Origin of the sequence: Fictibacillus nanhaiensis (assembly GCF_036213205.1) — a bacterium.
In the GTDB taxonomy this organism is placed as follows: domain Bacteria; phylum Bacillota; class Bacilli; order Bacillales; family Fictibacillaceae; genus Fictibacillus; species Fictibacillus nanhaiensis_E.
The window spans coordinates 42,867-64,399 of the sequence record NZ_JARMFC010000026.1 but is presented as its reverse complement, the minus strand read 5'-3'; the positions used below and the strand labels follow the sequence as shown (position 1 = coordinate 64,399).

Annotated in this window: 23 protein-coding genes and 1 pseudogene; 4 read left to right on the top strand and 20 right to left on the bottom strand. The window is 38.0% G+C overall.

The window, feature by feature from the left end; translation table 11 throughout:
* Window positions 1-2 precede the first annotated feature (2 nt).
* The 13 genes from P4V41_RS19560 to yneA all read right to left on the bottom strand — a co-directional run bounded on the left by P4V41_RS19560 (window position 3) and on the right by yneA (window position 11,891).
* Window positions 3-461 (bottom strand): Na(+)/H(+) antiporter subunit B, encoded by a 459-nt coding sequence (locus P4V41_RS19560; RefSeq protein ID WP_328086860.1) that lies wholly within the window; start codon window positions 459-461, stop codon window positions 3-5.
* Window positions 462-486: 25 nt separating this feature from the next.
* Window positions 487-1,197: a cytochrome c biogenesis CcdA family protein gene (locus P4V41_RS19555; protein ID WP_328086806.1), complete on the bottom strand. Its 711-nt coding sequence runs from the start codon at window positions 1,195-1,197 to the stop codon at window positions 487-489.
* A 105-nt stretch (window positions 1,198-1,302) separates the two neighbouring features.
* Window positions 1,303-2,148, bottom strand: a complete 846-nt coding sequence (locus P4V41_RS19550) for a M15 family metallopeptidase (RefSeq protein WP_328086805.1) — start codon at window positions 2,146-2,148, stop codon at window positions 1,303-1,305.
* A 245-nt stretch (window positions 2,149-2,393) separates the two neighbouring features.
* The gene (locus P4V41_RS19545; protein WP_419181337.1) at window positions 2,394-4,196 is read right to left on the bottom strand and encodes an ABC transporter ATP-binding protein; all 1,803 of its coding nucleotides are present in this window, start codon (window positions 4,194-4,196) and stop codon (window positions 2,394-2,396) included.
* Window positions 4,193-5,944: an ABC transporter transmembrane domain-containing protein gene (locus tag P4V41_RS19540; RefSeq protein WP_328086804.1), complete on the bottom strand. Its 1,752-nt coding sequence runs from the start codon at window positions 5,942-5,944 to the stop codon at window positions 4,193-4,195. Before P4V41_RS19540 ends, P4V41_RS19545 begins: the two co-directional genes overlap by 4 nt.
* A gap of 128 nt (window positions 5,945-6,072) precedes the next feature.
* Entirely contained in the window at window positions 6,073-7,119 is a 1,047-nt protein-coding gene (gene mnmH, locus P4V41_RS19535; protein ID WP_328086803.1) for a tRNA 2-selenouridine(34) synthase MnmH, read from the bottom strand.
* A gap of 89 nt (window positions 7,120-7,208) precedes the next feature.
* Entirely contained in the window at window positions 7,209-7,427 is a 219-nt protein-coding gene (locus P4V41_RS19530) for a YneF family protein (protein ID WP_066241071.1), read from the bottom strand.
* A gap of 77 nt (window positions 7,428-7,504) precedes the next feature.
* A complete protein-coding gene (gene sirA / locus P4V41_RS19525; RefSeq protein ID WP_328086802.1) occupies window positions 7,505-7,945 on the bottom strand; it encodes a sporulation inhibitor of replication protein SirA in 441 nt (146 codons plus the stop codon).
* Window positions 7,946-8,094: 149 nt separating this feature from the next.
* Window positions 8,095-10,098, bottom strand: coding sequence for a transketolase (tkt, locus tag P4V41_RS19520; protein WP_419181336.1), 2,004 nt, complete (start codon window positions 10,096-10,098; stop codon window positions 8,095-8,097).
* A gap of 173 nt (window positions 10,099-10,271) precedes the next feature.
* Window positions 10,272-10,556, bottom strand: coding sequence for a HesB/YadR/YfhF family protein (locus P4V41_RS19515; protein ID WP_328086800.1), 285 nt, complete (start codon window positions 10,554-10,556; stop codon window positions 10,272-10,274).
* 105 nt (window positions 10,557-10,661) lie between these two features.
* On the bottom strand, window positions 10,662-10,901 hold the full coding sequence (locus tag P4V41_RS19510) for a DUF896 domain-containing protein (RefSeq protein ID WP_328086799.1): 240 nt from the start codon (window positions 10,899-10,901) through the stop codon (window positions 10,662-10,664).
* A 60-nt stretch (window positions 10,902-10,961) separates the two neighbouring features.
* The gene (locus P4V41_RS19505; protein ID WP_328086798.1) at window positions 10,962-11,606 is read right to left on the bottom strand and encodes a YneB family resolvase-like protein; all 645 of its coding nucleotides are present in this window, start codon (window positions 11,604-11,606) and stop codon (window positions 10,962-10,964) included.
* An 18-nt stretch (window positions 11,607-11,624) separates the two neighbouring features.
* Window positions 11,625-11,891 (bottom strand): cell division suppressor protein YneA, encoded by a 267-nt coding sequence (yneA, locus tag P4V41_RS19500; protein WP_066393884.1) that lies wholly within the window; start codon window positions 11,889-11,891, stop codon window positions 11,625-11,627.
* A gap of 160 nt (window positions 11,892-12,051) precedes the next feature.
* Between yneA and lexA the strand changes: the two genes are divergently transcribed.
* A complete protein-coding gene (gene lexA, locus P4V41_RS19495; protein WP_066289770.1) occupies window positions 12,052-12,666 on the top strand; it encodes a transcriptional repressor LexA in 615 nt (204 codons plus the stop codon).
* Between the two features lie 446 nt (window positions 12,667-13,112).
* Window positions 13,113-13,622: pseudogene (locus tag P4V41_RS19490) on the top strand (hypothetical protein); the annotation flags it as partial.
* Window positions 13,623-13,672: 50 nt separating this feature from the next.
* Here P4V41_RS19490 and P4V41_RS19485 read toward each other — a convergent pair.
* The 3 genes from P4V41_RS19485 to P4V41_RS19475 all read right to left on the bottom strand — a co-directional run bounded on the left by P4V41_RS19485 (window position 13,673) and on the right by P4V41_RS19475 (window position 15,280).
* The gene (locus P4V41_RS19485) at window positions 13,673-13,972 is read right to left on the bottom strand and encodes a rhodanese-like domain-containing protein (RefSeq protein WP_328086797.1); all 300 of its coding nucleotides are present in this window, start codon (window positions 13,970-13,972) and stop codon (window positions 13,673-13,675) included.
* Window positions 13,973-13,984: 12 nt separating this feature from the next.
* The gene (locus tag P4V41_RS19480; RefSeq protein ID WP_328086796.1) at window positions 13,985-14,344 is read right to left on the bottom strand and encodes a rhodanese-like domain-containing protein; all 360 of its coding nucleotides are present in this window, start codon (window positions 14,342-14,344) and stop codon (window positions 13,985-13,987) included.
* A 93-nt stretch (window positions 14,345-14,437) separates the two neighbouring features.
* Window positions 14,438-15,280, bottom strand: coding sequence for a sulfite exporter TauE/SafE family protein (locus tag P4V41_RS19475; RefSeq protein WP_328086795.1), 843 nt, complete (start codon window positions 15,278-15,280; stop codon window positions 14,438-14,440).
* A 103-nt stretch (window positions 15,281-15,383) separates the two neighbouring features.
* Between P4V41_RS19475 and P4V41_RS19470 the strand changes: the two genes are divergently transcribed.
* Both P4V41_RS19470 and P4V41_RS19465 read left to right on the top strand, forming a co-directional pair.
* Window positions 15,384-16,223, top strand: a complete 840-nt coding sequence (locus P4V41_RS19470; RefSeq protein WP_328086794.1) for a LysR family transcriptional regulator — start codon at window positions 15,384-15,386, stop codon at window positions 16,221-16,223.
* A 245-nt stretch (window positions 16,224-16,468) separates the two neighbouring features.
* The gene (locus P4V41_RS19465) at window positions 16,469-16,996 is read left to right on the top strand and encodes a hypothetical protein (protein WP_328086793.1); all 528 of its coding nucleotides are present in this window, start codon (window positions 16,469-16,471) and stop codon (window positions 16,994-16,996) included.
* A 51-nt stretch (window positions 16,997-17,047) separates the two neighbouring features.
* Here P4V41_RS19465 and glnA read toward each other — a convergent pair whose 3' ends face one another.
* The 4 genes from glnA to hflX form a co-directional block, all read right to left on the bottom strand.
* Window positions 17,048-18,382 (bottom strand): type I glutamate--ammonia ligase, encoded by a 1,335-nt coding sequence (gene glnA, locus P4V41_RS19460; protein WP_328086792.1) that lies wholly within the window; start codon window positions 18,380-18,382, stop codon window positions 17,048-17,050.
* A 72-nt stretch (window positions 18,383-18,454) separates the two neighbouring features.
* Window positions 18,455-18,856 carry a MerR family transcriptional regulator gene (locus tag P4V41_RS19455; RefSeq protein ID WP_328086791.1) on the bottom strand — a complete coding sequence of 134 codons (402 nt, stop codon included), beginning with the start codon at window positions 18,854-18,856 and terminating at the stop codon, window positions 18,455-18,457.
* 141 nt (window positions 18,857-18,997) lie between these two features.
* A complete protein-coding gene (locus tag P4V41_RS19450) occupies window positions 18,998-20,266 on the bottom strand; it encodes a methionine gamma-lyase family protein (RefSeq protein ID WP_328086857.1) in 1,269 nt (422 codons plus the stop codon).
* Window position 20,267: 1 nt separating this feature from the next.
* Window positions 20,268-21,524 carry a GTPase HflX gene (gene hflX, locus P4V41_RS19445; RefSeq protein ID WP_328086790.1) on the bottom strand — a complete coding sequence of 419 codons (1,257 nt, stop codon included), beginning with the start codon at window positions 21,522-21,524 and terminating at the stop codon, window positions 20,268-20,270.
* Window positions 21,525-21,533: the final 9 nt, after the last annotated feature.

Here is a 21,533-nt window from a genome sequence, read left to right as displayed (position 1 = left end):
GGTTAGTTCCCTTCCCCTACTTCTTTCTGGATCTTATCTTCTGCAATTGAGAGGATAATGGTCATCGTAACTCCGATTACAGTCAAATATACACCTAAGTCAAAAAGCATCGCTGTAGCAAGCTCGGTTTTCCCTAAAAGCGGGAGTTGAAAATAGCCAAAACTGTGACTTAAAAATGGAACGCCGAGCACGAACGAACCAGCTCCGGTAAGAATGGCGATTAATAAGCCAACTGCTATCATGTACGTAAAGTTTATCGGCAATATTCTATGTACAGGTTGTAATCCGTAAGAAACATAGAGAAGAAGAAACGCTCCCGCTCCCATCAATCCGCCGATAAATCCTCCACCTGGTGCATTATGCCCTGAAAAAAGCATGTTTATTGAAAAAGCTAGAATAACAAATACAATGATATTTGTTGTTGTTTTTAAGATAAGGTCATTCGATCGTGAATGCATGATGTATTATCCCCTTTCCATATTACTCTTAAAAACCTTTGAATCCTCCAAACACACGGTTTGTTAGAAATGACGTTAATTGTGTCAGCCAATCAAAGTATAGCAGGATTCCCATGAAGACCATAAGAGTCCCCCCTACCACCATAAACTGACGGTTGAACTTTTTTATTACCTTTAGTTTATCCAAAAAGAAGCTTAAAACAAAGAAAGGAACAGCAAATCCTAAAACATATGCGACCATATACGTCATAGACGCTGCCGGATTTGATACCCCAAGCGCAATAACACCTGCTAGAATCGGACCCATACAAGGTGTCCAACCTGCTGCAAAACCAATACCGATCAAAACGGAACCCAGATAACCAGTAGGACGAGATTGAAATCTTACTTTCTTATCCTTCATTAAAAATGTAGGAGTTATGAATCCCATCACCACTAGACCAAAAAAGATAATTACAATAGCTCCTATTTGCCTTAACAGTGTTTGATATTGTACGAATAGATCACCGATCATCGTAGTTGAAAGACCAAGGAAAAGAAATATGATCGAAAAACCTATCAAGAAAAATGTAGTATGTAGAAGCGCTGTTTTTCTAAGCATGGCGTTTTCTTCTTTAAGTTCTTGAACTGAGATCCCCGTTATGTAAGATAGAAAAGCAGGATACAAAGGTAAACAGCAAGGTGAAATAAAGGAGAGCAAGCCAGCTCCAAAAGCAAGCAGAATATTAAGATCGGTCATTTTTTAGTTAGCCCCTTTTTTACAGTTCTCTCTCTATCTTAAAGGGAATATACATTTTGTTCAAACATAAAGAAAGACAGCTTAGAAAAAAGCTGTCAGAGATGTTTACGGTTTTTGTAAATATTCTTCGAGCGTGATGCCCTGCTCGTGAATTTTTTTAGCATGCTCTACCCCAACATATCGAAGATGCCAAGGTTCATACTGATATCCAGTAATATCTTCTTTCCCTTTAAGATATCTGATGATAAATCCATACTTATGCGCATTTTCTGCTAGCCATTTTCCTTCTTTTGTCTCACCAAACGCTTCTACAAGTTCAAAGTTCACTTCTTGTGATGTAACGTCCATTGATAATCCAGTCTGATGCTCACTCTGACCTGGCTTGGAGCTCGTTTTGTTCGCAACATCTTCCCCTTTTTGCTCAGCGTTAAAGGCGAAGATGGACACTTGCGTATCATAAGAGCGATACCCGGATTGTGCGAGCAGCTCGAGACCGTCTTCTTCAGCAGCCTTAAACAATACTTCCAAAGAAAGAGCGGCCTCTTTTCTTAGTTTTTTCTTTGGCAAGTCCTCTTTAAATGGAAACGGAACATTTGGTGTAATTAAGTCTTTCGGTTCATAATCACCTGGTAAGTTTCTTTCCTTGTTCGCAACGATTAATAGATCATCTAGATTCTGCACAACTGCTCTACCGTCGCCGGAAACCGAAACCGTTTCTTCTAACCACGGCAGATCAGTTCCTGCTGATGGTTGTTCATCATTATTTTCTGTTTTGTTTTCATCATTTGGTTTTAGTTTAGTTTGTTCATTTGATATCTGTTTTTCGTTCTTTTCTGAATTTTCTTCATTAAAGGCAGCATTCCATTTCTTTTCTGCCCAATCAACTGGCTTACATGCCGAAAGGGCAAACATGCTGCCGATCAACATTGATGGTAAAACATATTTCTTCAAAGCATTCTCATCCTTTTATTCAGTTTGTCTGTACGTGTATGCTATCTTATAATAGGATAATTTGCAAATAAGTCAATCACTTAAAACAGAAGTTCATTTTTTTGAAAAATTAAAGTAAAAAATTTGTAGCTCTTAGATGTAGTTGTTTTCCGTTACAAGCAACAATCTTTTAGAGGTCATCTTAAAAATTAAAACAGCTCTTTTTAAAAAAGAGCTGTCACTAAATACATAAACCATTTAGTTAGTTAACCCACATCGTTCATAGAATCTTTTCCATGCTGCAATAGGAACATCTTATGATACAAACCTCGCTGCCTTAATAGTTCTTGATGAGTCCCTCTTTCGACGATTTCTCCTTTATGCAACACGAGAATGAGTTCTGCATCTTGGATCGTTGATAACCTGTGTGCAATTGCAATTGTCGTTCTGCCGCTGCGCATTTTACGAAGAGCTTCTTGAATCTCTTCTTCCGTCTCTGTATCAATGTTAGCCGTCGCTTCGTCGAGTATCAAGATCGTTGGAGAAAAAGCCATCGTGCGCGCAAAAGAGATCAGCTGCCTCTGACCACTAGAAAATGTGGCCCCTCTTTCTCCTAACTCTGTTTGATAACCCTCTGGCAATCTTTCAATAAACGGTGATGCTTGAACAAAACTCGTCGCATTCTTTACATCCTCGTCTGTAATCGTCTGGTTATACAATCTTACGTTTTGCATAATATCTCCTACAAATAAGAAGGGATCTTGCAAAACGAGTCCCATCTTGTTTCTTAACTCTTTGTTTTCAAAGTTAGATAATGGAACGTCATCGATCAAGATCTCACCTTTATTCACTTCATAAAAACGCATGAGCAAATTGATGATCGAGCTCTTACCACTTCCGGTATGACCAACAAGAGCCACTGTTTGACCAGGCTCTGCTGTGAAAGAGATATCTCTAAGAACTTCCTGCTCTCCATCATAAGAGAAGGAAACAGCTTTAAATTCAATCTTACCACTCGAGATCACAGGATTCTTATTCCCTTTATTAATCGGTGCAAACTCTTCTTCATCCACGACTGTAAACACTCGGCCTGCAGAGACGATAGCTTGCTGAAAAATAGAAAGGCGCATCATCATCATGTTGACCGGCTCAAAAAAGCGATCCAGATAATTAATAAAAGCATAGATCACTCCAATCTCAACAGGAGAATTGAAGGACTTGATGCCAAAAAAGGAAAGAATCATCAACAAAGCAAGCATATAAACAAGATCAACGGCGGGTCTTAGCAACAAACCGTTGTATTTTATATTTCTAATCTGTGCGTCAGTATGTTCTTGATTGATTTTTGCAAACTCTTTTCTGAGCCTCTTCTGCTGATTGAAAACTTGCACGATTGACATCCCTTGAAGAGATTCATTCAGTTTAGCGTTTAGCTGGCTCAGTTTCTCTCTCATGTCATAAAACGACCTTGAACTATATTTACGGTACAGCCACATGATTAAAACGATGAACGGTAAAATACCTATACAGAATAAGGCAAGTTTCACATTCAGATAGAACATGAATCCAAAGATACCAAATAAAAATACAATATTTTGAACAAACGTCGAAAGTACGCTTACATAAAGATCCTTAACGGCCTCAGTGTCGTTCGTAATTCGCGATACTAAGCTGCCAACTGGTGTACGGTCAAAGAATTTTAAACCTAATGAATGAACCTTAGTGAACACTTGGATTCGTAGTGTTTGAATAATGTCTAGAGCTACAGATTGGAACAGAACAAATTGAAAGTAATTTACAACAGCTGAGATTACGATTAATGCAATGTAACCTGAAGCGAGTATCACCAAAGCTCTTTGTTCAAAATTTCGAGGTGTGACAAAATCGTCGATGAACGTTTTAACAAGAATAGGACCCGTTAGTTCAGCGGCAGTTGCGACTAATAACAAAATGAAGGCGAATGCCAAACGCTTTTTATGTGGTTTTGTATAAGACATGAGTCTTTTAAAAACAGACCACTGCTTCATTTGTTGCAATTCATCTAATGTCGGTTCTTGTTCTTCACTCATTTGATGACACCTCCCTCTGAGATCAGCGTTTCCAAAGCTTGCTTTTCATACGTTTCTTTGTACCATCCATCTTCGTTCAACAAGCTGAAATGAGTACCTCGTTGTACGATAGTTCCATTTTCCAAAACGATGATTAAATCGCAATGAGCGATCGATGAGAGTCGGTGTGCTGTTATAATTGTCGTTTGGTTTTGGCGTTTGGTCTTTAATTGCTGAAGGATAGATTCTTCTGTTTTTGCATCTACGGCAGAAAGTGAGTCATCTAGTATTAAAATCTCCGGGTTTTTGATCAATGCTCTCGCAATAGAAATCCTTTGTTTTTGTCCCCCTGAAAGCGTGACTCCCCTCTCACCTACTACTGTTTCATAACCGTATTTAAATTGCGTTATATCTTTATGAATAGAGGCAAGTTCGGCGGCTTCTTTTATTTCGGAAAAAGGCGATTCAACCTTAGAGAATGCAATGTTTTCCGCTATAGTAGCTGAAAACAAAAAATGATCCTGAGGTACATAACCGATAGCTTTTCTTAAAGCATGCAGTTTATAATCACAAATATCGTGATCATCTATAATAATGTCTTTTGATTTTAATTGAAATTCACGTAGCAATAACTTGCATAGCGTTGTCTTACCACTACCGGTCTTTCCGACAACGCCAAGAGTCTGACCACGTTTTAAAGTAAAATGGATATCACTTAAAACGGGAGCGTTCAGAATGTAAGAAAATTGTTCTAATTGAAATGAGATATCTCCCATCGGACTTGTATCAATTGAACCATCGTCCTTGATCTCTTCTTTTACAGCAAGCAATGTTTCTACACGATCATAAGAAGCTCTTCCACGCTCTACAATATTAAACAACCAGCCAAATGCAAGCATCGGCCATATTAACAATCCGAGATAACTCGTAAAAGAAACGAGTTCTCCTATTGTTAGTTCGTTGCGCGTTACAAGAATTGATCCATAGCTGACTGCTAGAAAAAAGGAGAAACCAATGATCAGAGATATAGTAGGATCGAACAAAGAATCGATACGTGCAACAGCCATGTTTTTCTTTACTGCATCTCTAGAGAGATCCGAAAAGTTGTCAATATCATCTCTTTCTTGACCAAAAGCTTTAATTACCCTCGTTCCAGAAATACTTTCTTGCACTTTATCGTTCAGCGTTGAAAATGCTTCTTGTGCACTGTGAAATCTTTTGTGCAGCATCGTACCATATTTGTTTGTTGCCCATGCCATAACTGGCAAGGGGAGAAGACTGACAAGTGTAAGTTTCCAACTGATCGTAGTAGCCATTGCGATCAACGTGAAACCGCCCATCATCAAGGAATCTACTAAAGTCAAAACCCCATCCCCTGCAGTTTGTTGAATGGCTTGCAGATCGTTTGTAGAATGAGCCATCAAGTCTCCTACACGTCTCTTATGGTAGAATTCTTGTGATTTTTTTGTAAAATGTTCGTACAGTCTATTTCTTAATAACATAGCCAGTTTAACGGCTGAACCGAATATCAAGATTCTCCAGATATAACGAAGAACATAGATGCCAATCGCAATACCGATTAGAACAGCAGCATATCTCCATAATATCTCTTCGGTTATCGTACCTTCCTCAATATGATCGACAATAAGCCCAACCACTTTTGGAGGAACCAATAACCCTAAAGAGACGAATGCAAGCATCACGATTCCACCTAAATACCGCCACTTTTCTTGTTTAAAAAACCACATCAATTGCAGAAATACCCTCAACGCCCGTTCCCCCTTGGTTCTATATCAAAACAATTATAGTTTACCAATATATGAAAATTCAGAAAAGGAAAAAGTTTCACGAAAAAAGACCCCCTTAGTGACAGGTCTTCTTATCATGGTGAAAATTGTTAACTAGATAGATGATCTAATTGGTTCTTAACTTGTGAATAGATGTCACTATAGGAATGACTAGTCAGTGTAATGCACTCGCTGTCATACTGCTTTTGAGCGTAGTCGTATTTTGGGTCGTAATAGTTTTCAAGTAAGAGGGAAACTACTTTTTCATAGTTTAACGAAATAAGGTTTTCTTGCATATCCATCATGATTGATGATGGTATTCTTTTTGAAAGCTTATTGACTGCTTCCACGATCTCATCTTTATGCAGAACCGGTTCGTACACATTACAGATATATTGAACTCGCAGGTGAAAAGGTAAATCCACATGAATGCGAACACCACTGTACTTTCCTTCTAAAAGAAAATTGGGCACGACTACTCTTCCAATTCGTTTACTCTCTGATTCTATAATAATTGATGAAGAATTCTCCAACAGCTTAAGCCTTTCATAAAGTCTTGATTCAAATTCCTTTTGAGAAGCAGGGTGTTCTCCGATATTTCCAAAGATCGAGCCTTTATGCCCTGCCATTTCTTCAAGGTTCAGCACAGGATATCCTTCTTCTTCTAGCTGTTTTAATAGCTTCGTTTTCATCGTACCGGTATGACCTTCAAGAACGATGATTTTTCTTGGTTCAGCTCCCATTTCTCTAAAGAACGATTCAATCTTCTTTCGATACGACCGTATCCCTCCTTCGAGCTGTATGGTCTCCATCCCCATCATGTTCATCGTTTGAGCAATACTCTTCGAACGAAAACCACCACGTGCGCAATAGATAATCACTTGTTTTTTGGGATGTTCTTTACTTAGTGAATGAATCTTTTTATAGATAGACGGAAGTTTCGGTGCCACAACTTGGAGGCCGCGCTCCATCGCGGCTTCTTTACTATTCTGTTTGTATAACGTACCTATTTCAGCTCTTTCCTCATTTGAAAAAATACTCACATTATTCGCACCAGGAATATGATATTCTTCAAATTCTTTAGGTGATCTTACATCAAAAAGCAAATAATGATTTGCATCTATCTCATCTATGGAAATCGTCTTAACATTGTTCACTGCTATCATCCCTTTGTTGAAGCATATCACTTTCTTAGAGTAGAACGAAAACAAGCACCCGATTATTCATCAGGGTGCTTGTCCAACACTTACTTCATCTGTTTGTTCATAGCCTGCATCATTTGATTGATCTTTTTCTGACTTGGTTTCTGACCCATCTGCATCATCATCACACGCAACATATTTTCATTAATCGGTGGATTTTTTTGTAAATAACTCATCATATACTTGCGGGCAATAAAAAATCCGATCGCAACACCTGCAATCAGTGAGAGTGCACACACAAGGATTATCATACCAGTACCCATTGTTAAAACTTCCTCCTTCATGTTGTCTAGAACTAGTTTACTACAAGTTTGCCTTCACATACAAGATTGAAAGAGAATTAAGTGGCATAGACCATGTTCAATTTAAAGGGTGAGAGCCACCCAAATTTTCTTTCACCGTAATCCATCGCAAGAAAATAAGGTTCATATTGGCGTAACACCTCGAATATGATCGTTTCTGCTTCAAAGTTACCAATACTGTAAAGGTGGATATATTGATCAGTGAGTTCTATTCTCACGATGCTATCTTTGCAGGATAAAGAGTATGTTTCTCCTTCTGAACGCCATTCTTGTGTACCATTTAAATGGTCCCAAAAGTGTTTTTCTAGTTGAGAAACAGATAATAGAGAGGTTATGTAGCTAATTTGCTTTTGAAGGATGGTTTTTGATAAACCATTTGAGCGCTGTTCTTCAAAGAATAACTGAAACAGCTTATTTTCCTTGCCATAATAGGAATGAGCAACTTCTTTAGTTATTAGATAGATATAAAATTCTCTCATAAACAAGCTCCTCTCCAATCATTTTCTATGAGTATATACAATATACGGAAAGAAGCTTGTCTAAAAAGGTGTGCAAAATACAACTATTTTTGTCGAAACAGTAAGAAAAGGAGGTTTCTTCTCGGAAACCTCCTTTTTCTTGTAATTTTTTATTTATTTAACATATCATTTACGCGTTTTACGATGTTCTCTGGTGTGAAACCAAACTCTTTTTGGATAACTTCTCCAGGAGCAGATGCACCAAACGTGTCGATTGTTATCGTGTCTCCCTCAAGGCCGACATATTTATGCCAACCAAGTGAAGCTCCCATTTCAATCGCTAGACGCTTCGTAATATGCTTAGGAAGTACAGATTCTTTGTAGTCATTATCTTGTTTGTCAAAACTTTCCCAAGATGGCATTGAAACGACTGAAGCTGAAATTCCTTCTTTTTGAAGTAGTTCTTGTGCAGCAACTGCAATACTAACTTCGGACCCTGCAGAAAGAAGCAATACATCTGCATCCGTTTCAGCTGGTGAAACAACATAAGCTCCACGTTTAACACCTTCATAAGCCTTCTCTTTTGTATTCTTTAAGATCGGCAGGTCATGACGGCTTAATACCAATGCAGTCGGCTGGTTCTTACTTTCAAGCGCTAACTTCCAAGCTGCGTTTGACTCATATCCATCTGCTGGTCGAATCAAGTTTAGATTTGGCATCGCGCGAAGTGAAGCAAGTTGCTCAACTGGTTCATGAGTTGGACCATCTTCTCCTACCATTACACTGTCATGAGTTAATACATAAGTAACAGGAAGCCCCATTAAAGCAGATAGACGAATAGCAGGTCTTACATAATCAGAGAACACAAAAAATGTACCTCCAAACACATTCAGACCACCATGAAGAGCCATTCCGTTCAGAGCAGCTCCCATTGCAAACTCACGAACACCAAACCAGATGTTGCGTCCACTGTAATCATTGCGGCTGAAATTATTTTCGCCTTCAATGAGAGTTTTATTTGATCCTGCTAAGTCAGCAGATCCACCAAATAATGACGGCACATTCTTAGCTAGCGAATTGATTGCCTTACCTGAAGAAGAACGAGTAGCTATCGCTTTATCGTAGTCTGGAAGATCTTTATCCCAATTCTCTGGAAGATTTCCTTTGATCGCTTCTTGAAGTTCCTGAGCTAATTCTGGATAAGCCTCTGCATATGCTTTGAATTCTTTATTCCACTCTTCCTCTTTTGCTTGTCCTTCGCTTTTTAGTTGTTCAAAGTGTGAGTGTACTTCTTCAGGAACATGGAAATCTTCTTCAAATGTCCATTTGTAAGCTTCTTTTGTTAGTAAGATCTCTTCTTTACCTAATGGCGCGCCGTGAGAAGCAGACTTTCCTGATTTATTCGGTGAACCATGTCCGATCACAGTCTTCACTTCAATAAGAGTAGGCTTGTTAAGCTCTTCACGCGCTTCTGCTAGTGCTTTTTCGATCTCATCCAGATCTGTTCCATCTTCAACATAAAGCACTTGCCAGCCATATGCTTCAAATCTTTGCTTTACACTTTCAGAGAATGAGTGATGAAGATCGCCATCCAAAGAAATATCATTTGAATCGTAAAGAACGATCATTCTACCTAATGCAAGATGACCTGCAAGTGAAGCAGCTTCAGCAGAAACACCCTCCATAAGGTCCCCATCACCACAGATAGAATAAGTAAAGTGATCAATCACTTCATGCCCATCACGGTTATATTTTGCAGCTAAATGACGCTCAGCCATAGCCATACCTACTGCCATTGCAATCCCTTGACCTAGCGGGCCAGTTGTTGCTTCAACACCAACCGTATGACCGAATTCAGGGTGACCTGGAGTCTTACTTCCCCACTGTCTGAAATTCTTCAGATCATCAATTGTTAAGCCATATCCACTTAAATGAAGCAAGCTATATAACAACATCGATCCATGACCTGCTGATAATACAAAACGGTCACGGTTGAACCATTCAGGATTTGCAGGATTATGGTTCATAAATTTTGACCATAAGCTATATGCCATAGGCGCAGCACCCATTGGCATACCTGGATGCCCTGAGTTCGCTTTTTCTATGCTGTCGATAGAAAGTGTTCTTATTGTATTAATTGCTAATTCATCAATAGTTCGTGACAAAAAAATCATCCCTTCATATGTACTAAACAGTTTTGACTTTCATAATAAACGTTCAAGTGAAATTAGACAAGACAAACACATTATTAGCTATCGTTATTTTACCATCTACTCGTGAAATCATACAAAAACCGTCTGTTTTCCTACAACAATTTCGTTGTATTAGAACAGACGGTTGAAATGTATTATGCAAGCCCTGGTAAATGACATGAAAAATAGTCCGTACTTTCATCATAATCAAGTTTCATATTCTCAACCAACCACTTTTCTTCGTTTCGTACAAAAAACCGAAGACCATCTACCTCTTGAACGTAATCGTCCTCTTCAGGCACTGCAGGCGTCACACCGAGTGAAAAACCTCCCGAGTCACCACTTCCTGCATATTTAACGAATAGCCTTAAAGCCTCAGATGCTTCTAAAGTGATGTCTTTATAAAGATTAGCAGCTGCACTTGTAATTGAAAAAGTCAAAATATTCTCCCCTTTCAAAGTTGTTATATAACAGTATATACTTATATGTATAGAATGCAACAGAAAAAAATACCTATCTACTATAGAGTAAATAGGTATTGTATATTAATGTTTAAGGTTTTTTTTATTGTCTTTACTTCTTTTTAATTTTTCCGGTGTTACATCATCACCGTTAGGATCAACGAAAGTCATACCATGCAGATCTTGAACAAAAGATTTACGGAAAACCTGTAAATATTCCTCACGAAGTTTTTTTTGTTCAGCTTTTTCTGCTGATGTTAGATCGGATTGTTTGGATTTTCTAGACAGTTCATTTATACGTTTCATCTTTTCTTTAGATAACATAGTAAAAACTCCTTTTTAAAGCATTCTTCACTCTATCCTACAGCAGATTGAAAGGAATTTCTAGTTATCTGTATTTTCCACATACTCTTTGTATCTTCTATGTACGGTCGCTTTAGATACATTAAAGCCCAACCCTCTAAGCGTTAATGCGATGTCATGAAATGTAAGCTTCATATTCTTTAACCTAACGATCTCAGAGATTGGCACTTCTTTTTTGTCTCTGCCACCACCAGTTTGATTCTTCAAATTCTTTTGAGGTTTATATCCATCTTTAACCGCTTTTCTCATTCCACGCTTGATCTTCATATTATGGAGCTTTCGTTGGTATTCTTCTACAGTTGACACAATATCAAGCACCATTTCGTCTGCTTCTGTTAACGTGTATTCTCCGTTATTAGAAAGCGTATATACTTTGATGTTGTATTTAATCAACTGATGAAGAATTGCCATCTTAGCTTTTCCTCTGCCTAAACGAGTATCATCTTGTACAAGAAGGCACTGGAACTCTCCATCCCTTGCAAGATCTAATATATTTAACAATTCTTCTCTATCTAAAGAGAATCCACTTGCCTTTTCACGGTAACAATTCACAACTTCAAATTGAAATTGTATCGCTAGCCTCATTAGTTCAGCTTCTTGCCTTTCTAATGAAGATAATTGTTCATCTTTATCTGTACTAACTCTGGAGTAAATGATTGCTTTCATTGTATAAAACCCGCTTTTTTATTTATTGACTGGTATGATTACTTTCTGTCCTGGAAAAACAGCTGCCGCATTTACACTGTTTTTCTTTTCGACCCATTTTATAAATTCCCAATTAGAATAATGATGCTTTGCGTTATACTCTTCAGAAAGACTCCACAGAGAGTCTCCCTCCTGAATCGTTACTTCAATATATTGAGCTTCTTGTGAGGCAAGATTTGATAACGTAAAAAATATACCACCTAACAACCCTAAAAATACAATAACATGCATTGTCCCTTGTTTCATTGTGATATCCCCTCTCAACAAACGTTTGTTCGCATCTCTTACACCTATAATAACTGGAACGTTTGTTCGGTGTCAACTATTTTTTCGAACTTATGTTTGTATCTCTTAATTCCCCATGATATACTTTTTGTAGATAAAAAATTCGGTGAGGTGCTAAAAAATGACTAAATTATCCAGACGACAATTGGATATATTGGCTTTCATAAAAGAAGAAGTTTCACAAAAAGGGTATCCTCCTTCAGTTCGTGAAATCGGTGAGGCAGTTGGACTTGCTTCAAGCTCAACGGTACATGGGCATTTAGCAAGACTTGAAAAAAAGGGTCTTATCAGACGAGATCCAACAAAACCAAGAGCAATTGAAGTATTAGGTTTAGAAGACAACATTCCTTCTGTTCGTTCTGTTTCAATCCCTGTTATCGGTAAAGTTACGGCAGGTCTTCCAATCAGTGCGGTTGAGAACGTAGAAGAATACTTCCCACTACCTGAGCACGTTGTCGGGGACGAGAACGTATTCATGTTATCTGTTGTTGGTGATAGTATGATTGAAGCAGGAATCTTCAATAAGGACTTAGTTGTTGTAAAGCAGCAGCCTACAGCAAATAATGGAGATATCATCGTAGCGATGACCGATGAAGATGAAGCGACTGTAAAAAGATTCTTCAAAGAAAAAAATCATATTCGCTTGCAACCTGAAAATTCATCGATGGAGCCAATTATCTTACAGAGTTGTACGATATTAGGTAAAGTGATTGGCGTATACCGAAGTATTCATTAATTATTGAAGTATTTCACTTAAGAGAAGTATCTAATAACTTGATACTTCTTTTTTGTTTATCCAATTACTTATCTAATTCAAAGACTATTGAAGATTTTTAAATACTACCATAGGCACTCCGTTACTCGCCTAATGTAGGAGTCAAACTATAAATTAACCGAATATTAAGTCTTTTTATTCATTTACAAATTATACCTGGATAGTATAAATTTGCAGTGTAACAAAATTAGCTATCAGAAATAAGCTCCTATACACTTTGTTTAACTTTAATCGTAAGAGTGACAACTGTATTAGTTGATAGGAGATACTCGAAAGGAGGATAAGTGTCATTATTTTAGAATAAATAACTATGAGTAATAGGAGTGAGAATAATGCGCAAAAAACTATCTCTTTACATGATTTGTTTTGCTCTTGTAGCAGTAGTATTTTCACCTAAGACATATGCAGAAAAAGAGTATACGATTAAGTCATTTGACTACGTGAATGTGGATGGCAAAGCTGTCAATTCTAATGCTTTTAATCTCCTAAATGATCAGATCAAAGTAACTATGGTACTTCCAAAACAGAATAACAGCGGCGATTGGTTGGCCTATGGATTCACAAGCATGAAAGAATTGAATGCCTATATCGAAAAGGACAAGCTTAAAAAGCAAAAGAAAGTTGAAACGATGGGAACTGGTGCTTGTTGTACAGACTTCTATGAGAACAAAAACAAAGGTGGCGCTTACATTTATTGGAGAGATGGTTTTAAGAACCTCCCTTCAAGCTGGAATGACAGAATCTCATCTCTAAGTACTGCATCGCCTTCATCAAGCTACTCAACAACGCTTTGGCAGCACACTTCATCGCAAGGTTATGGAAAAGGAGTATTGTTTAAACACTCTGATTGGTATGGTAAGACTGCGAACATGGCATCTGACTGGAACAATATTGCATCCGCTATTGAAATTAAATAAATGAAAACCCCTGACAGCTATTTTGTCAGGGGTTTTGCTTATAAGAAGTATTACTCGGTCTTTCCTTCCCATGCTTCCATACCGCCTACCATATTGATTACGTTAAAACCATGACTTTCTAGAAATTTATATGCTTGGCTACTTCTACCTCCAGATCGACAAACCAAAACATACTCTTCCGCTTTGTCTAATTCATGCATACGAAACTCTAACAAACCTAATGGAATATTAATGGTGGTCTTAGGTATTTTCCCTTCTTTTACTTCAGAAGTTTCACGAACATCAATCGTATGAAGAGAGTGTCCTTCATTTAATTTCTTCTCAAGTTCTTTAGCCGTTATCTGCTTCATTCTCTATTCCTCCTATCTCCAACTGCTAACTCCACCTTTAACGTTCACCACATGAGTGAAACCGTTTTTAACAAGAATCTTACTGGCTTTTTGACTCCTCATTCCACTTTGGCAAATTACAAAGATTTCTTTATCTTTTGATAACCCTTTAATATTTTGGGACAACGAATGCAGAGGGATGTTTGTAAATCCAGGTATGTGATAACTCTTAAATTCTCCAACAGTTCGGACATCAATAAACTGTTTTTTCTTATCTTTCAACTCGTTCTTTAATTGAAGTGTTGAAATATTTCTTACACCTTTTACAGGAATAAACCGTTGAACGATAAATAAAGCTATTAAACTAAATAATATAATGTTTACGTATTCCACTTAGCCACCGCCTATTTTTTATCTACCCTCACTATATACCCTATGGGGTATATAGTCAAGAGTGTTCATCCCTACCAAAAATTATTATTCTAATTAAACTTTTAATAATCGAGATACTCGGTTATAAAATAGCACGATAATGAATAGTCCTACCCCTGTGAGTATGAGCCCAAGAGATAATTTCGTTAAAGATAACAGTTTTAAAACCACACTGAATGCGACCACAATATAAAAGACAGCTAGCATTTCTTTTACCTTATCTACTGAAAACACCTTCAAATTGATAATACCAAATGGGGTGCCGATAAGCGCTCCGCCTATCAGTAGCAAACCGTGGCGATAATCCATTTCAGCCCCACCATACACATAAGATCCGATTCCGGAGATTACAATAATTGAAGCAGCTGCAATACTTGTACCGACCGCTTTTTTAAGTTCAATACCAACTTTTTTTGTAAGTAAAGGTGTCATCACGAAACCACCACTTACGCCCATTAGGGACGACATGATTCCTGTAAACAAACCAATTAAAAGGATCCAGAACTTCCCTCTCTCATTTTTGACAGATTGATTATGGGTTAAATATTGGAAAGCAAACCAGCTCAAGATAATAATATACACAGCCGAAATAACAGTTGATGCTCCATTTATTTTTTCGAGCCCTTGTACGAGTGGAACAGTCGAAACAGCTCCTATTACTCCGAATAATCCGAGTAAACACGCTAAACGAATGTTTACATTCTTCATCTTCAAGTGAGATAGTGTGCCAGTAACTGTCGAGCCCAATGTCAACATTAAAGAGAGTATGATGGCTTGGCTAGGTTCATAACCAAGTACTAAAAGGACAGGAGTCAGTATAATTCCCCCACCAATCCCAAAAAAACCGGAGATCATACCAATTACAGCTCCACCGATAACAAACAAAAGCCATTCCATTTTCCAACACTTCCTTCCTCCTTTCATTGTATCTCTCGCTCTATTATAATAAAAATGAATAATCATCATTATTATCATTACGAATATTAATGGAGGTTCACTTATGCAATTAGATTGGATTAGAAGTTTTGTGACTCTTGCTCACCTTAAACATTTTACAAAAACAAGTGAATTTTTAAATCTTTCTCAACCAACTATTAGCGTTCACATAAAAAAATTAGAGGATTATTTAGGATTGAAACTTATTCGAAGGTCTGGTACGAATCAAGATTTTGAATTAACAAACCCTGGATTACAAGTTTTTGAACAAGGAAAAAAGATGTTGGAGATCTCAAGGAACATAGAATCTATAAAAGAAAGAAACGAAGAGGTACTCTTACGAATTGGAGCCACACATACAGTAAGCGATGTATTGTTACCAGACTTCGTAAAGAAGATTAAGTTACTATATCCATTTATTCAATTAAAGTTGATGATTCATAATCACGAACAAATTGTAGAAGAGCTTAGGAAGAACGAAATTGATATCGCTTTAGTTGAAGGAACAAGCGGATTAGATCCTTTTCAAGTTGAAGTAGTCAGCAGAGATGAGCTACGCTTTTACGCTCAACATCGAATGGCTATTGAAACCTCCCCACTTCTTTTAAGAGAGAAAGGTTCGGGCACTAGGGAATATGCTGATCAATTTCTCCGTTTAGAAAGAATTGAACCGGTGGAGATTATTGAAGTAAGCAGTCATTACTTAATCAAACAGTTAGCCGTTAGAGGACTCGGCATCGGATTTTTATCCTATTTGATGGTTAAAGAGGAAGTGTTAGAAGGAAAGCTTGTCCCCCTCGATCCACATGTTGTCTTTCGTCCCTTTTATGCGGTATACGCAGAAGAATATTCTGCAGGAACTATTCATTCAGAGATATTGAAGCTTCTACGAAATTTTTCATAAGTACAACAAAAAAAACCGTATATACCTCACCAAAAACAAAGCGACTTTGTGAGGATATCCACTACTTGCAAGAGCAACAAAGAGTATAAAACTGTGTTTAACAAACCATAGTATTCACCCTATCTATAAAAGCCTATTCCCTGATGATCTTGTGAGTATTTGGACCATTCCCCTCATTCACAAACCCATACAAAGAAGCATCTATGTTCATACATTATTAAAAACAAGGTAAAAGGTGGTAAACTATGGGTTGTAAAAATAATAAAAAAAAGCACCCCTCTCTTTTTGAAAACTGGCATGGAAACTGGTGTAACCACTCAATAGAGGATAGCTGCTGTAACAGAATGCTTAAAGACTGTGAGGAGAGTTCATTTTTTTGCTACAGAGAACATGATGAAGTTTTAGGGTATGTTTCTTTTAGTGCACCAACAACTAGCGGTACACAGTTTGCTGCTGGTGCAACAATACCATTAAACAATACTGTTTTTGCGCAAAATATCGGCGTTTCTCCAATTGGCGGTCTTGTAGTAAATAAATCTGGAAATTATGGCATAACCTTTAATGCTAATCTAGCTAATTTAAATATACCTTCACCGACTTTTGAGATCTATGCTAGTTCACGACTAATTGCAACAGCTACCATATTTCCTGATACTACTTTGGCAAAAGTGGCTAACATCACTCAATTAGAAAAAAACGAAGTGCTTCAAGTTAGAACTCCTACTGGTGCTTTTTTGTATGACGCCAACTTAACCGCTGCAAAACTGAACTAAACATTTTATCAAAAAACCCCTGACACAAAATGTGTCAGGGGTTACTTCATTTTAATACATGCTCATATATTGTTCGCGTTCCCAAGGGTGAACTTGTGTGCGGAACATATCCCACTCGATCTCTTTCGCTTCAATGAAGTGCTCTGTAGCATGTGCTCCAAGAGCTGTTGTAAGAACTTCGTTTTTGCTGAATAGAGTTAGGGCTTCTTTTAATGTTGCTGGAAGATCTTTGATTCCTTCTGCTTCGCGCTCTTCTTTATCCATCACATAGATGTTTCTATCGATTGGTTTTGGAGCGTTAAGCTTGTTCTTAATTCCATCAAGACCAGCTGCAAGTAATACTGCCATAGCAAGATAAGGGTTAGCTGTTGGGTCAACGCTTCTTACCTCGATACGCGTACTGATGCCGCGAGAAGCTGGAATACGAATAAGCGGGCTTCTGTTTTGCATAGACCATGCAACATAACAAGGCGCTTCGTAACCAGGTACAAGTCGCTTATAAGAGTTTACAGTTGGGTTCGTGATCGCTGTAAAATCTTGTGCATGCTTTAAGATACCTGCTAGGAAATGCATTGCTGTTTCGCTTAAACCTGTTTCGGATTTAGCATCATAGAACACGTTTTCTCCATCTTTGAATAGAGACATGTTCGCGTGCATACCAGATCCGTTCACACCGAACAATGGTTTTGCCATAAATGTTGCATGAAGACCATGTTTACGTGCGATCGTTTTAACTGCTAACTTAAACGTTTGAATGTTATCACAAGTGCTTACTGCATCGGCATATTTAAAATCGATCTCATGCTGACCAGGCGCTACTTCATGGTGAGAAGCTTCGATCTCAAAGCCCATGTCTTCAAGTTCTAAAACGATGTCTCTACGGCAGTTTTCACCAAGATCCGTTGGAGCTAGGTCAAAATATCCACCTTTATCGTTTAGTTCTAGAGTCGGCTCACCCTTCTCATCATTCTTAAATAAGAAGAATTCTGGTTCAGGTCCAATGTTGAAATCAGAGAATCCTAAGTCTTCCATCTCTTTTAGAACGCGCTTTAGGATTCCACGAGGATCTCCATCAAATGGGGTACCATCAGGCATAAAGATATCACAGATCAAACGTGCAACTTTGCCTTTTTCAGAAGTCCATGGGAAGATCATGAATGTATCTAGATCAGGATAAAGATTCATATCTGATTCTTCTATTCTAACGAATCCTTCAATTGAAGATCCGTCAAACATCATCTTGTTCTCTAAAGCTTTTTCAAGTTGACCGATTGGGATCTCAACATTCTTGATAACACCTAATAAATCAGTAAATTGCAGACGGATAAATCGTACGTTTTCTTCTTTTACCATTCTTAAGATATCTTCTTTAGTGTACTTAGACAAATCTTTCTCCTCCTTTAATATAAAGCGCCTGAATTGGCGATTGTTCACATAGTAAGTATTATTTAATAATCTTTAATGAAAAAACCTGGAAAGTTCTCCTTGAATTAATGAGGTTTTCCCATGTCTACCAGCATGAATCAATTCCCTTTTTAACCTACGATGAAGCGCAGATTCGGAAATTTGTTGCACACCTTGCACATTCGGCTGGTTCTTTATTAATTCTGCTGCCTGTTCATTCAGTTCAAAGACTCGTTTGATACCGGCTAGATTCACACCTTGTTCAAGAAGTGCTTTGATCTCAAGAAGTTTATCAACATCATTAAATGAGAATAAACGACGATTCCCTTCAGTACGTGCAGGATGAATGAGATCGTTCTCTTCGTAATAACGAATCTGACGAGCTGATAATTCAGTTAGCTGCATAACGATGCTGATGGGGAACAAAGGTAAGTTCCTACGATTCATATCGTTCATATTGCCTACCTCCTTTCAACTTCTTTTTATATCTTATGTCACAAAAGCTCACATGTCAATCCTAATGTTAGAAAAATTAACATCAAAACAAAAAAGAGGCTGTGCACCTCTTTTTCTTATCGCTATTTAATGAATGATGATTTATTTGTTAATAAGCCCATGTGTTAAAAGTTCATCCACAGCAGTTAATACGGCAATCTTAACATGTTCATACGTCAGACCACCCTGAACGAACGCAATATACGGCGGGCGGATTGGGCCATCCGCTGTTAACTCGATGCTTGCACCTTGAACAAAAGTACCTGCTGCCATGATCACATCGTCTTCATAGCCTGGCATATAATCAGGATATGGAATCGCGTAAGAGTTGATCGGAGATGCTTTTTGTATAGCTTGACAGAACTTAACCATTCGCTCGCGGTCATTAAAGATTACAGATTGGATAAGATCTGTTCTCTTCGCATCATAAGAAGGACGCGTTTCCATTCCTAATTCTTCTAAGAAAGCAGCAGTAAATACTGCTCCTTTCAATGCTTGTGCCGTTACGTGCGGTGCAAGGAAGAACCCTTGATACATCTCTTGAAGGCTGTATAGTGACGCCCCTGCTTCTCGGCCGATTCCAGGGGAAGTTAATCGGTATGAGATCCTGTTGATCAAGTTCTCTTTTCCAGCGATATAACCACCTGTTTTAGCAAGACCCCCGCCAGGATTTTTGATCAATGAACCTGCAATAACATCGGCTCCTGCTTCGATTGGTTCTCTTTCTTCGACAAATTCTCCATAACAATTGTCAACAAACACGATCACATCCGATTTGATTTCTTTAACGTAAGAAATCATCTCTTCAATTTCACTCACTGTAAAAGATGGACGATCTGCATAACCTTTTGAGCGTTGAATTCCGATCACTTTCGTTTTTTCGGAAATCGCACGTTTGACTTCCGTGAAGTTAATAGCTCCTTGAGGTGTCAGATCTACATGTTGATAGGATATGTTGTAATCTTTTAATGACCCCTCACCTGTTCCTCTGATCCCTACGATTTCTTCGAGCGTATCATAAGGTTTGCCAGTGATATAAAGTAATTCATCTCCTGGACGAAGCATACCAAATAAAGATAGAGTGATCGCATGAGTACCAGAGATGATTTGCGGCCTAACAATTGCAGCCTCTCCTCCAAAAACATCTGCATATACCTTTTCTAGAGTATCTCGACCAGAATCATCGTATCCATATCCTGTTGAAGGATGAAAATGGTGATCTCCTACTTGATTGTTTTGAAATGCTCTCAACACTTTTAACTGATTAAATTCACTAATCTCATCAATCAACTTATGTTGTTTGGCAATACGTTCTGTTACTATTTCTGTAGTATGTTTCAGTATCTCTTCATTTTGAAACTGTGAATACATGTTATTCTCCTTTGTTGCTGATGGACGGAATGGAAGAGGAAGATAATGCGTATCCCCTGCATTCATAGACCAATTCTTCTTTATTGAATTCTTGCTTGATAAGTATCGTTTCTCCACGTAGTTGTGATAGAAGCTTACCGTCATGTGCCGGTACTTTTACCTCATAAAACGTCATCTGCTTCATCACTTCTTTTTCGATCGTTTCAAGTAACAGGGAAATATCCTTATTCTCTAATGCAGAAATCGATATGGACGGATTCTCTGGGATAAAATCTTCACTGAACTGGTCTTTTTTATTATAAACCGTGAGCATCGGAATATGGGATGCCTTTAGATCACTTAAAATACGTTTGACCGTTTGTTCATGTTGGTTACGGTCCTCACTAGACCCGTCGATCACATGGATAAGAAGATTTGCTTCTGCCGCTTCTTCTAAAGTTGACCTGAACGCCGCGATCAATGAGGTTGGTAGATCTTGAATAAAGCCTACTGTATCTGTTAACAGCATCTGAAACCCGCTTTTCAGTTTTACTTTTCGAGTCAAAGGATCTAACGTTGCAAATAATTGATCTTCTTCATAACTATCAGCCTCTGTTAATTTGTTAAAGATCGTCGATTTCCCTGCATTCGTATAACCAACAAGCGCTGCTTGAAAAGCACCTTGATGTTTGCGGCGTTCTCTGTATCGTTCTCTATGACTTACAACAGAATTAATCTGTGTTTTAAGCTCGTGTATACGAAACCGAATATGCCTTCGATCTTTTTCAAGTTTGGTCTCACCAGGACCACGAGTTCCGATCCCTCCACCTAACCTCGAAAGACTGGCGCCTATACCTGATAAACGGGGCAGTAAGTATTCAAGCTGCGCGAGCTCTACTTGAAGCTTTCCTTCTCTTGTTTTCGCTCGTTGCGCAAAGATATCCAATATTAGTTGTGTTCGATCAATTACTCTTGCGTTGAAATGAGAGGATAAGTTGCGAACTTGAGAAGGAGATAATTCACTGTTAAAAATAATAATATCTGCTTCAAGCTCTTCTTCAAGTGTGATAATTTCTTCTACTTTACCCTTTCCAATAAATGTAGCTGAATCATATCGGTCTCTTTTTTGTGTAATAACCGCACACACAGTTCCTTGAGCGGTTTTTGTTAAAGATTTTAATTCTTCCATTGAATAAAAAAAACGCTCGTCGTTCTGCCGTGGAAGCTGACATCCGACGAGTATCGCTTTTTCATGAACTGAATCATTGTTTTTGTTCAAATTTGCGAT